Here is a 12,193-nt window from a genome sequence, read left to right as displayed (position 1 = left end):
ATCTGCCCCTAGCAGCGGATTGACGCTTCACCGTAAGCAAGAATACCACAATCTGCGGCCCGTTTCCCATCACCGGCTCCCACGGCTGGCAACCGGCCAGTTCGGACACAGCACGATGAGATGGAACGAACTCAGGAACTCTCGGCCTTCAGATCCCTGCTCATGAGTTCGATGACCGCGGAGCGGGCCGGCTTGTCCTCGTGGAGAACTTCGTACACCTTGGCGGTGATCGGCATGTCGATCCCCAGCCGGCGCGCGAGAGCGTATGCCGACTCGGTGGTTTTCACCCCTTCGGCGACCATCCGCATCTCCCCCAGGATGTCCGCCAGCCGTCTCCCCTTGCCGAGCTGCATGCCGACCGTCCGGTTGCGGGACAGGTCGCCGGTGCAGGTGAGCACCAGGTCACCCATGCCGGCCAGACCGGCAAAGGTGGCACTCTCCGCCCCCATGGCCCGCCCGAGCCGGCTCATCTCCGCCAGACCGCGGGTAATGAGTGCCGCTCGGGTGTTGCAGCCGAAACCGAGGCCGTCGGAAATGCCGGCGGCAATGGCAATGACGTTCTTGATAGCTCCCCCCAGTTCCACGCCGACCACGTCCCGATTGGTGTAGAGGCGGAAATAGGGAGTACTGAATGCCTGCTGCACCCTCCGGGCCACCTGTTCATCGGCAGCAGCGGCCACCACTGCGGTGGGCATCTCCATGGCCACTTCCCGGGCAAAACTCGGCCCCGAGATGACGGCAAAGTTCCCGTAGAGTTCGGGAGGGAGGAGTTCTTCGTAGACCTGGGAGACGGTCAGGAGGGTATCGAGCTCGATCCCCTTGGAAGCGCTGATGATGACGGCATCTGCCGCCAGGGAAGGAAGAAGCTGGGCGATTACCCTGCGCACCACCTGGGAAGGGGCCACGCAGAGGACCATCCCTTTGCCCATGACCGCTTCCGCCAGGTCGTTGGTATAGCGGAGCCGCGGGTCAAGGGTGATGCCGGGGAGGAAGAGGCCGTTGACGCCGGTGCTCTCCATCTCCTCCACCAGTTCCGGCTCATAGGCCCAGAGGATAACCTCATGCCCCTTCTTCGCCAGCAGGTTCGCCAGCGTCGTACCCCAGCTCCCCGCGCCGATCACCCCGATCTTTTCCCGCATGGTTACCCCCGCCACAACCCTTGAACTCTTTACTCACGCTTGTAACTCAAAATTCAAAAACTCAAAATTGCCGTTTACCACTCCCCATCCTCGGTGAACCGGCGCGGATCATAGCCTTCTCCCAGCGATTCACGGGCAACCTGGAGGCTTTCCAGGGCCAGCCGCCGGATAAAGGGGTGGCAATGGCAGGGAAAGCTGCTTTCCGACAGGCTGGAGGCGACAGCAAGAACCCGCTCGAGAAGGGCTCTTTCTCCGCCGCTTTCCCTGACCAGGTCTGCCGTCAGGAGAAGCCGTCGACGTATCTGCTCCAGCAGGGGAGGAAAGACCTCCTTGCAGCAGCGCTCCAGAAGGCTGTCCAGGGCTCTTCCCTTGAGCTTTCGTTCTGCTCCCCCTTCCAGAAGGTCCCACTCCTCGGCGAAATCGTACAGCCGGTTGCTGGAGACGAACCAGCCGACAAAGAGCTCCTCATCGAACAGTGAGGCACTGGCCCGCAGATGGGGAGCGGAAAGCCCGGGCCGGCCAAGGTCGAACGCCCCGAAATCCGGTTCGTAGGGGGCCGGTACGAAGGTGCCCTGCCCGAACATCCCCTGCCGCAGGTAAAAATCCACCGGCAGGAATACGCCGCACTCCCTGCTCCGGTATACCGCATCCCCCACGAGCCTGAGCAGGTAGTCGGGCGAAACTGCCACGATACCTTCATCGTACTCCAGGTCAGCCAGGATGCGGCACATCTCTTCCCCGTCCACGCCGCTCTCCCCGCTGGCGCTCTGCATACCTTTGTCGTCGTGGGTCTGCAGATAGAGCAGGGAGAACCGTCCGTTCCCGTCTCTCGCCGCTACGCAGAGGGTGCGGTTGCCGTTGCCGTCCAGGGGACCCGCATAGGTGGCATGGATGGTGAGCGGAGCGGTAGGGGGCGGACTGCCGGCCGGCACGATGCCGAGAAACGCCAGCCGCCGCAGATTGCGACGTGCCAGCTCGACAAGGTCCGCATCCTTTTGCCGGCAAAGCCTTTGCAGCAGGGCCGCAGCCGCTCCGCTCCGGATCCGGCCCAGGGCGGCGATGGCCCCTTGGGCGATTTCATTGTCGTCGATACCGACCAGCACCTCCAGTATGGTGAGGACCCGGGGGTCGGAAACGGTAGCGAGTTCGGCAATGACCGCCAGACGTCCTTCGGGGGAGTAGCAGAGGAGGTTGTCGAGAAAGGCCGCCAGTCCCTCTTCACCCCGATCGAGAAGGCGGGGAAGTGATACCTGCAGTGGCCGCCCGACCTCCGTCAGAAGCCGGTCGAAGGGGGGAGCGGTCACGTCGATGCCATACCCTTCCAGGGCGGCAAGGAGTGCCGCCTTCCCCTCGTCCTCCAGATCCTTCCGCCTGAGGACCATCTGGATGAGCTGCTCCAGCCAGGTCTCATCCTCGAAAAAATCGAGGAGATAGGCGTACTTGGAGATGAGCTCCCCGTTCCGTTCGCGCCAGAGACGTCTCACGAGCGGTGACAGGGCACGGCGCCCCGCTTTCCGCAGGGTCGTCCCGATCTCCTCCATCTCCTCGACGGTAATGTTCTTCTGTTCCAGCCGTGCCAGGAGGAGGAGAATTCCCCGGCGCTCGGCCAGGCTCTTGTCGATCTTTTTGCAACGTTCCATAGAATCGGGGATTGGCAGCCGGGGACCGGGGACTGGTAAAACCGCGAGATCCAGTCCCTGACCACCCGTCACTGATCTTACTCCTCTACAATCTCCGCGTCGGCAATCTCCGCGCCGGCATCGGCAGCGTCGTCGCTCTCTTCCTTCTCCGCCAGGCGGGCAACCGCCACGATCCGCTCGTCAGCCTCGGTCACCATGAGCCGCACCCCCTGGGTATTGCGGCCGATCACCGAGAAGCCGGCCACCGGCATCCGGATAATTTTCCCCTGGTCGGTGATGAACATCAGGTCATTCTCGTCCGTAACCTGCTTGATGTCCACCACGCAGCCATTCCGCTCGGTGGTCTTGATGGTGATGACTCCCTTGCCGCCACGGGACTGGAGACGGTACTCCGCCAGTTCCGTCCGCTTGCCGAAGCCGTTTTCGGTGACGGTAAAGAGGGTGGAACCGGTCATGTCGTTGATGATCTCCATGCCGATCACCACGTCGCCGTCTTCCAGGGTCATCCCCCGGACCCCCCGGGTGACGCGCCCCATGGGACGGGCATCCTCTTCCCGGAAACGGATCGACTTGCCGTGCCGGGAGGCGAGGAGCACGTCCTGCTTGCCGTCGGTCAGCGCGACAGTGATCAGCTTGTCCCCTTCGTCCAGGTTGACGGCGATGATCCCGCCGGAGCGGATGTTGGAGTACTCCACCAGCGGCGTCTTCTTCACGACCCCGTGCCGGGTCGCCATCATGATGAACTTGTCCTCGACAAACTCCTTCACCGGCAGGATGGCGGAGATCTTCTCGTTGGCGGCCAGGTTGAGAAGGTTGACGATCGCCTTTCCCCGTGCTGTGCGCCCGGCCTCGGGAATTTCGTAGACCTTGAGCCAGTAGACCCGCCCGGTGTCCGTGAAGAACATCAGGTAGTCCTTGGTGGAGGCGATGAAGAGCTGCTCCACGAAATCCTCTTCCTTGGTCTTCATCCCCGTCTTCCCCTTGCCGCCGCGGCGCTGGGCCCGGTAGAGGGTGACGGCACTCCGCTTGATGTAGCCGGTATGGCTGATGGTCACCACCATGTCTTCCTCGACGATGGTGTCCTCCAGGGATATCTCGGCACTCCGGTCGACGATCTCGGTACGGCGTTCGTCGCCGAACTTCTCCCGCAACTCCGTCAGCTCGCCCACGATGATCTTGAGGATCTCCGCCTCGGAGGCCAGAATCTCTTTCAGCCTTTCGATGAACTTGAGAATGTCGGCGTACTCCGCGAGGATTTTTTCCCGCTCCAGGCCGGTAAGGCGCTGCAGCCGCATCTCCAGGATCGCCTGGGCCTGTTTCTCGGAGAGATGGACGCTCGGTGCGAAGACGGCATCGGCGATCCCCAGCTTGTTCAGGTAGTCCACGTCGGAGAAATTGCCGGCCATGAGTCCTGCCTTGGCCTCTTCCGGGTTTTGGGAGGCGCGGATCAGCTCGATCACCGCATCGAGCCAGTCGAGGGCGATCTTGAGACCTTCCAGGATATGGGCTCGGGCCTCTGCCTTCTTCAGTTCGAAGATGGTGCGCCGGGTGACGATCTCCCGGCGGTGGTCGACAAAGTGGGCGATGGCATCCTTCAGGGTCAGCAACTTGGGCCGGCCATTGACGATGGCCAGCATGTTGATGCCGAAGGAGCACTGCATCTGGGTCTGCTTGTAGAGATGGTTGAGGATGATCTGGGGCTCTTCGTCCCGCTTCAGCTCGATGACGATCCGCATCCCGTCGCGGTCCGACTCGTCGCGAATGTCGCTGATCCCCTCCAGCTTCTTCTCCCGCACCAGTTCTGCGATCTTGATGATCAGGTTCGCCTTGTTCACCTGGTACGGAATCTCGGTGATGACAATGGACTGCCGTTCGGACTTCTTCTGGGTCTCGATGAACGCCCGGGCCCGCATCTGGACGATGCCGCGGCCGGTCCGGTATCCCTGGACGATCCCCTCGCGGCCGTAGATGAAGCCGCCGGTGGGAAAATCGGGGCCGGGGATGAAGGCCATGAGTTCATCAACCGTCATGCCGGGATCGCTGATATGGGCGATGATGCCGTTGATCACCTCGGTCAGGTTGTGGGGGGGGATGTTGGTCGCCATGCCGACGGCAATACCGGACGAGCCGTTGACCAGGAGGTTGGGAAACTTGGCGGGGAGCACCAGCGGCTCTTCCAGGGAGCCGTCGTAGTTCGCCCCCATCTCCACCGTTTCCTTCTCCAGGTCGTTCAGCAGCTCATGGGTCAGCTGCTCCATGCGGATTTCGGTGTAGCGCATGGCCGCCGGCGAGTCGCCGTCCACGGAGCCGAAGTTCCCCTGGCCATCCACCAGCGGGTAGCGGAGCGAGAAATCCTGGGCCATCCGGACGATGGTGTCGTAGGCCGCCGTGTCGCCGTGGGGGTGGTACTTACCGATGACGTCACCGACCACGCGGGCCGATTTCTTGTACGGCTTGTTATAATCGTTCCCCATCTCGTGCATGGCGAACAGGCAGCGCCGATGGACCGGCTTGAGCCCATCGCGGACATCGGGGAGGGCCCGGCCGATAATGACGCTCATGGCGTAGTCCATGTAGGACCGCTTCATCTCGTCTTCGATGTTGACCGAAGTTTTGTTTATGGTTGTTTCAAGCATTCATGAACCTCATAAAATCGGGCAAGGGGCGCCGGGCAAGGGGCACTAGGTCCAATAAACCCATTGCCCATCGCCCATCGCCTCGTGCCCCTGTATTTAGATATCCAGATTGGACACGTTGAGGGCGTTTGTCTCGATGAACTCCCGGCGCGGCTCCACCTGGTCCCCCATGAGCACGGTGAACACGTTGTCCGCCTCCACCGCATCCTCGATCTTGACCTGCAGCAGAGTCCGGTTGGTCGGCTCCATGGTGGTCTCCCAGAGCTGGTCGGGGTTCATCTCACCCAGCCCCTTGTAGCGCTGGATCGCCAGCCCCTTCTTGGCGGTCCCCATGAAAAAGGCGAGCAGGTCGAGACCGACGGTGGTGTCGAAAACCTCCTTCCCCTCGCTGGAAACCACGGCCCGGCCGTCGCCGAATATATCCCGCACCCGGCGGTGACTCTCCCGCAGCAGCCCGTACTCGTAGGAGGTGAGCACGTCAAGGGTATGCTGGTCCAGGGCATAGCGCAGGTTGCCGAGCCGGAGGATCACCCTGCCGTCGTCCATGATGCTCGATTCGGCTCCGGGGTAGGCAGCGGCCAGCTTTGCCATGTGGGGATGCAGCCCCTCCAGATCCTCCAGGGTGGCCGGAATGCCGAGCCGCAGACAGAGGCGGATGACCTCCTCGTTGATCCCCTTGTGGACCACCTTGTCAAGGAGGGTACGGAACTCCACCAGCTGCTTGAGTATCGGAATGATCTGTTTGCCCGTATAGGTTTTCGCGCCGTTTTCCAGGAAAAGGGTGGCGTCCTCGGTCCCTTCCTCCAGCAGGTAGCTTTGCATCGCCGCCTCATTGCGGAGATAGAGTTCCTTGCGACCACGTTTGACCTTGTAGAGCGGCGGCTGGGCAATGTAGAGATGTCCCCGCTCCACCACCTCCGGCATCTGCCGGAAGAAAAAGGTGAGGAGCAGGGTCAGGATGTGGGAACCGTCGACGTCGGCATCGGTCATGACGATGATGCGGTGGTAGCGGAGCTTGGCGACGTCGAAGTCGTCCTTGCCGATACCGGTCCCGAGCGCCGTGATGAGGGTGCCGATCTCCTGGGAGGAGAGCATCTTGTCGAAGCGTGCCTTCTCCACGTTGAGAATCTTCCCCTTGAGGGGGAGAATGGCCTGGAACTTCCGGTCCCGCCCCTGTTTGGCCGAGCCGCCGGCCGAATCACCCTCGACCAGGTAGAGTTCGCACAGTGCCGGGTCCCGTTCCTGGCAATCGGCCAGCTTGCCGGGGAGACTCGAGATGTCCAGTGCCCCCTTGCGGCGGGTGAGCTCGCGGGCCTTGCGGGCGGCTTCCCGGGCGCGGGCGGCCTCGATGGACTTGCCGATGATGTCCTTGGCGACCTTGGGGTTCTCTTCCAGATAGACCGCCAGCTTCTCGTTCATCAGGGATTCCACGTACCCCTTGACCTCCGAGTTGCCGAGCTTGGTCTTGGTCTGTCCCTCGAACTGGGGCTGGGGAATCTTGACGGAGATGACCGCCGTGAGCCCTTCCCGCAGGTCCTCCCCCGAAATGGCCACCTTCTCCTTTTTCAGCAGTTCGTTGGCTGCAGCGTAGGTGTTCATGGTCCGGGTCAGGGCGGCGCGGAAGCCGACCAGGTGCGTCCCCCCTTCGTGGGTATTGATGTTGTTGGCAAACGTAAAGACCTTTTCGTCGTAGGAGTCGTTGTACTGGAGCGCCACCTCGATGTCGACGCCGTTCCTCTCCCCCCGGAAGTAGATCGGCTTGGGATGGAGCCCCGTCTTGTTCCGGTTGAGATACTCCACGAAGGAGACGATCCCCCCTTCGTAGTGGAAATCGTGGTGCTTGTTGTCTTCCCGCTCGTCGGCGATGGTGATCCGCACCCCCGCATTGAGGAAGGCCAGTTCCCGCAGCCGCTGGGACAGAACGTCGAAGGAAAAGTCGGTCGTTTCGAAGATGGTGTCATCGGGGTGGAAGGTAATCTTGGTACCCCTTTTTTTCGTTTCCCCCACCACTTCCAGGGGGGCAAGGGGATCGCCGAAGGCATAGGACTGGCACCAGAGCTTGCCGTCGCGGCGGATTTCCAGTTCGAGTTTTTTCGACAGGGCGTTGACGACCGAAACGCCGACGCCATGGAGACCACCGGATACCTTGTACGAGTCGTTGTCGAACTTGCCGCCGGCATGGAGGACCGTGAGAACGACCTCGGCAGCCGATTTTCCTTCCGTCGGGTGCATGTCCGTCGGGATGCCGCGGCCGTTATCCACGACAGTCACCGACCCGTCCAGATGGATGGTGACGTTTACCTCGTTGCAGTAGCCGGCCAGTGCTTCGTCGATGGAGTTGTCCACGATTTCGTAGACGAGGTGGTGCAGCCCCTGGGCCGACGTCGACCCTATGTACATGGCGGGACGCTTGCGCACGGCCGCCAGCCCTTCCAGTACCTTGATCTGTTCGGCACCGTACGTGCCCTTCTGTTCTTCTGCCATAATGTTACCTCTGGGGTAAGACCTTTCCCTGTTCCATGCGAAAGGTCGTGTGATGATCCATGCCGTCGAACGTGATGTTCTGAAGGCTCGTGGTCGTGATGAAAACCTGCATCTTCTTCTGTTGCAAAAACCCGAGCAGGTTCCGGTTCCGCTCTCCATCCAGCTCCGATGTCATGTCATCGAGGAGCAGAATGGGGGGGGCGCCGAAGGTCTGCTGCAGGTACTCTATTTCCGCCATCTTCAGCGCCAGGATGAAGCTGCGCTGCTGTCCCTGGGAGGCATGGAGTTTCAGGAGCCGTCCATCGAGGAGAAACTCCAGGTCGTCGCGGTGGGGGCCAACCGTCGTCGTTCCATGGCGACGCTCTTCAGTGGCTGCCCGTTCCAGCCCCGCAAGAATGGCGTTCCTGCCGTCGGCCACCAGTGCCTCACGTTCCACTCCGTGGGGACGGTAGCCGATGCCGACCATTTCCGCCGTCCCGGCGATGGTCCGGTAGTACTCCTGCAGGAGCGGCTCAATGCCTGCCAGATAGGCGATCCGCTCTCTTGCAAGACGGGCTCCCGCTTCCGCCAGCTGCTCGCTCCAGATCTCCAGCCCGGTCGTATCCCCTGTTTTGAGGAGGGCATTGCGGTTTTTCAGGAGCCGGTAATAGTCGTGGTAGAGCAGGATATAGGTCGGGCTGCCACTGAAGACGGCCCGGTCCAGATACCGACGGCGCCCGTCCGGCGACCCCTTGAGCATGGCGAGCTCTTCCGGGGCGAACACCACCACGTTGAGACTCCCGAAGAAATCTGCCAGCCGCGTCACCAGCTTATGGTCGATGCGCGCCTTCTTCCCGTCTCGCTCCAGAAGAAGGGCTATCTCCCGCGTCACGCCATCCCGCTCCACCCATCCCCTGATGATGCCATGGGGAGCCTGCCAGGCGACCAGGTCCCGGTTTCTGGCATGGCGGAATGACTTCATCGTACCGAGCAGATAGATCGACTCCAGCAGATTGGTCTTTCCCTGGGCGTTATTGCCATGGATAATGTTGAAACGCGCCCCGGGATCGAACTCCACCTGCTGCAGGTTGCGGAAAGCGGTGATGGACAGTCTGTTGAGCTTCATCGCGCTCCATCATCCGTGAAAAAGGCCGCTCCTGTCAAGAGTGGCCTTTATTGAGCCTGCCTCCGGCTGCGACAATCGGGTCAGAGGCGCATCGGCATGATAACCGCAAGGAATCCCTCCTGTGCGGCAGGCCGGACGATGGCGGGTGACATTTCGTCCCGCAGGAGCAGTTCTACCTGGGAAGTCGGGAGCACCGACAGGACATCGATCAGATAACGGGCATTGAAGCGGATGGTCAGGTCGTTGCCGCTGTAGATCGCTTCCAGTTCCTCGGATGCATCCCCCAGTTCCGGGTTGCTCGAAGAAATCTCCACCTTCCCGTCCTTAACGTCAAATTTTATCCCCTTGAACTTCTCGCTGGAGAGGATGGCCATCCTGCGGAGAGAGTGAAGCAGGTCCTCTCGGTTGAGGGTGACGAGTCGGTCGTTGCTGACCGGGATGACCTTGGTGTAGTCGGGAAATTCGCCATCCACAAGACGCATGACCACGACGGTGTTCCCCTTCTTGCAGACCGCGCTGTTGTCCATGAAACCGAGGAGCACCTGGTCTCCCTCCTCTTCGGCCATCCGCTTCAGCTCATAGATCCCCTTTTTGGGGAATATTACGCCGTTACCCAGTTCAGTTGCGGTCGTACCGCTCAGTTCCCTTTCGCTGACCGACAGCCGATGCCCATCGGTAGCAACCATGCGGAGAAGGGTGCGTCCTCCGTCGGTAGCTGCGCGAACGAGAATGCCGTTGAGGTTGTATTTCGTCTCGTCATGACAGATGGCATAGGAAGTGTGTTCTATCATCTCCCGCAGCATGGTAGTGCTGACCGTGATGAAGCTGTCGTCGTTGATCTTGGGGAAATAGGGAAATTCCTCGGGTGAGAGCCCGACAATATTGAAACGGGCCTTGCCGCTCCGGATTTCCACCCAGTCGTTCTCCTTGGTGGAAAAGGTGATCTCCTGGTCGGAAAGCTCCTTGATGATTTCATAAACCTTCTTGGCAGAAACGGTAATCTTTCCATCCCTGACCACCGTGGTCGGATAGGAGCTGCGCATGCCGACTTCCAGGTCGGTTGCGGTCACCTGGATCCGGTCTTCGGCTGCCTCGATGAGGACATTTGAGAGAATCGGCATGGTGTTTCTCTTCTCGACAATTCCCTGGACTTTCTGCAAGGCCTTCAAAAAGGTGTCTTTGTCGATCTTAAATTCCATGTGTCCTCCATGAACAGAGTCTAGTATGTATTATAAAGAAATTCTTTTCAGCAGTAGTACGTAGTGCCTGTGGATTTGTGGATAAGCGGTCCGGATGCCCGTTCACTCCGCCTGCAGGAGTGTTGGGAACTTCATCGAAACCGGTCCATTTTTCGGCGGTACTGCACAGGTCACTTTTTTATCCACAGGGGGAGGGGATAAATGCACAGGGAATACCCCCCTAACTCAACAGCCCCCGCCGCAGGTTTTCGATGGTCGTTTTCAGCTCCAGGTCCTGGGTCAGCTGCCGTTCCATTTTCTTCATGGAATAGATGATGGTCGAATGGTCCTTGCCGCCGAACTTTTCACCGATTTCCGGGTATGATGCCTTGGTGAGTTCCCGGCAGAGGTAAATGGCTATCTGGCGGGGGACCACCAGAGTCTTGAGCCGTTTGTCCGATTTCATCTCGGCAAGTTTTATCCTGAAGTGGTCGGCCACGTACTTCTGGATCATCTCCACCGTCACGTCGCGGGATTTGTCGACAATGATATCCTTCAGGACCTCCCGGGCCATGGTCAGGGTAACCTCGTTGCCGGTCAGGCTGGCGAAGGCGCCAAGGCGGATCAGCATTCCCTCCAGTTCCCGGACGTTGCTCGTGGAACTGGAGCCGAGGAACATGGCGACGTCGTCGGGGAGGGTTATGGCGTTGAGCTCCGCCTTCTTCTTCAGGATGGCCACCTTGGTTTCGATGTCGGGTGGCTGGATGTCGGCGATCAGGCCCCATTCGAACCGGGAACGGAGCCGCTCCTCCAGTTGGGGGATGTCCTTGGGAAATTTGTCCGAGGTAACCACGATCTGCTTGTGGGACTCGTAGAGGGAGTTGAAGGTGTGGAAGAACTCCTCCTGGGTCGCTTCTTTGCCTGCCATGAACTGGATGTCGTCGATGAGGAGAACGTCCATTTTCCGGAACTTGTTCCGGAACTCGTCCATCTTCTTGTACCGGATGCAGTTGATCATCTCGTTCATGAATTTTTCTGACGTGTAGTAACAGACCCGTGCCTTGCCGTTCTTGGCATGGATCTGGTTGCCGATGGCACAGAGCAGGTGGGTTTTGCCAAGACCTACCCCGCCGTAGATGAAGAGCGGGTTGTAGTTGCTGGCGGGCTTGTTGGCGACTGCCTGGGACGCGGCATGGGCAAACTGGTTGCTGCTGCCGCAGACAAAGGTTTCAAAAGTATACTTGGGGTTGAGGTTGGATGTGGGGTCGCCTGGTCTGGTTTTTTCCCGCCCGGTGGGACTCCCGGACTTTTCGCCCGGTTGTGCGAGGTCGACGGCCTTTCCGTCCCCTGTTTTTTCCTCCAGCCTGAATTCTATCTGGCAGGGGGTTTCGGCGAGGGCAGAGACAGCCTCCTGGATCATGGCGAGATATTTCTCCGTCACCCATTCCTTGATGAACTTGTTCGGCACTTCGAGGATGAGTGATGACGACGTGGCACTGCCAAACCTGATGGGGCGTATCCAGGTGTTGAAGGTCTGGGGGGTTAGCACCTTTTCTATATTTCCCTGGGCTTCGAGCCAGACCTTTTCCATACAGCGACCTTTTGATTGAAAATAAACCAGGTTTTACACAGGGATATCAACAGGTGTTGATAAAATTAATCGTGTAAAAAAGAATACTTGGGTGGTTTTCTGGGGTCTATCGATGACATGCGCTACAGCGCCATGCAGACTACCAGACGGGCCGGTAATTTGCAAGGTTAAATATTTGGGCGCCGGGCAAATTAGTCCTTGACATTTTATGGGGGGTGTGGTTAATAATTCAGTTCCCTATTTGTATATGCAAGGAGCTACAAACCATGAAAAGAACATTCCAGCCGAGTAATACGTCACGGAAAAGAACTCACGGATTTCTCGTCCGCATGTCTACTAAAAATGGCCGTCTGGTCATCAAGCGTCGCCGTGCGAAGGGGAGAAAGCGGCTCGCCGTCACCGTCGCTGCCAAGTAATCCC

General features: G+C 59.7%; 8 protein-coding genes. 1 reads left to right on the top strand and 7 read right to left on the bottom strand.

Features of this window, described 5'->3' with window-relative positions; translation table 11 throughout:
- Positions 1-131: 131 nt before the first annotated feature.
- The 7 genes from KI810_RS01840 to dnaA all read right to left on the bottom strand — a co-directional run bounded on the left by KI810_RS01840 (position 132) and on the right by dnaA (position 11,773).
- Positions 132-1,139 (bottom strand): NAD(P)H-dependent glycerol-3-phosphate dehydrogenase, encoded by a 1,008-nt coding sequence (locus KI810_RS01840; protein WP_214173782.1) that lies wholly within the window; start codon positions 1,137-1,139, stop codon positions 132-134.
- A gap of 74 nt (positions 1,140-1,213) precedes the next feature.
- Complete coding sequence (locus KI810_RS01835; protein ID WP_214173781.1) at positions 1,214-2,779, bottom strand: HEAT repeat domain-containing protein; 1,566 nt, start codon at positions 2,777-2,779, stop codon at positions 1,214-1,216.
- Between the two features lie 77 nt (positions 2,780-2,856).
- Entirely contained in the window at positions 2,857-5,415 is a 2,559-nt protein-coding gene (gene gyrA / locus KI810_RS01830) for a DNA gyrase subunit A (protein WP_214173780.1), read from the bottom strand.
- Between the two features lie 96 nt (positions 5,416-5,511).
- Positions 5,512-7,899 carry a DNA topoisomerase (ATP-hydrolyzing) subunit B gene (gyrB, locus tag KI810_RS01825; RefSeq protein WP_214173779.1) on the bottom strand — a complete coding sequence of 796 codons (2,388 nt, stop codon included), beginning with the start codon at positions 7,897-7,899 and terminating at the stop codon, positions 5,512-5,514.
- Between the two features lie 4 nt (positions 7,900-7,903).
- On the bottom strand, positions 7,904-9,004 hold the full coding sequence (gene recF, locus KI810_RS01820; protein WP_214173778.1) for a DNA replication/repair protein RecF: 1,101 nt from the start codon (positions 9,002-9,004) through the stop codon (positions 7,904-7,906).
- A gap of 80 nt (positions 9,005-9,084) precedes the next feature.
- A complete protein-coding gene (gene dnaN, locus KI810_RS01815; RefSeq protein WP_214173777.1) occupies positions 9,085-10,203 on the bottom strand; it encodes a DNA polymerase III subunit beta in 1,119 nt (372 codons plus the stop codon).
- A gap of 220 nt (positions 10,204-10,423) precedes the next feature.
- Positions 10,424-11,773, bottom strand: coding sequence for a chromosomal replication initiator protein DnaA (dnaA, locus tag KI810_RS01810; RefSeq protein WP_214173776.1), 1,350 nt, complete (start codon positions 11,771-11,773; stop codon positions 10,424-10,426).
- 266 nt (positions 11,774-12,039) lie between these two features.
- Between dnaA and rpmH the strand changes: the two genes are divergently transcribed.
- On the top strand, positions 12,040-12,189 hold the full coding sequence (gene rpmH, locus KI810_RS01805; RefSeq protein WP_214173775.1) for a 50S ribosomal protein L34: 150 nt from the start codon (positions 12,040-12,042) through the stop codon (positions 12,187-12,189).
- The last annotated feature ends 4 nt before the right edge of the window (positions 12,190-12,193 follow it).

The organism is Geomobilimonas luticola, from assembly GCF_018476905.1.
GTDB lineage: Bacteria > Desulfobacterota > Desulfuromonadia > Geobacterales > Geobacteraceae > Geomobilimonas > Geomobilimonas luticola.
Note: the sequence above shows the minus strand (reverse complement) of the source record. Positions and strands in the feature narration are given on the sequence as shown.

What these genes read in the sequence shown, in the direction of transcription:
- KI810_RS01840 (WP_214173782.1), bottom strand. Translation starts at nt 1,139, where the DNA reads ATGCGGGAAAAGATCGGGGTGATCGGCGCGGGGAGCTGGGGTACGACG.
- KI810_RS01835 (WP_214173781.1), bottom strand. Translation starts at nt 2,779, where the DNA reads ATGGAACGTTGCAAAAAGATCGACAAGAGCCTGGCCGAGCGCCGGGGA.
- gyrA (WP_214173780.1), bottom strand. Translation starts at nt 5,415, where the DNA reads ATGCTTGAAACAACCATAAACAAAACTTCGGTCAACATCGAAGACGAG.
- gyrB (WP_214173779.1), bottom strand. Translation starts at nt 7,899, where the DNA reads ATGGCAGAAGAACAGAAGGGCACGTACGGTGCCGAACAGATCAAGGTA.
- recF (WP_214173778.1), bottom strand. Translation starts at nt 9,004, where the DNA reads ATGAAGCTCAACAGACTGTCCATCACCGCTTTCCGCAACCTGCAGCAG.
- dnaN (WP_214173777.1), bottom strand. Translation starts at nt 10,203, where the DNA reads ATGGAATTTAAGATCGACAAAGACACCTTTTTGAAGGCCTTGCAGAAA.
- dnaA (WP_214173776.1), bottom strand. Translation starts at nt 11,773, where the DNA reads ATGGAAAAGGTCTGGCTCGAAGCCCAGGGAAATATAGAAAAGGTGCTA.
- rpmH (WP_214173775.1), top strand. Translation starts at nt 12,040, where the DNA reads ATGAAAAGAACATTCCAGCCGAGTAATACGTCACGGAAAAGAACTCAC.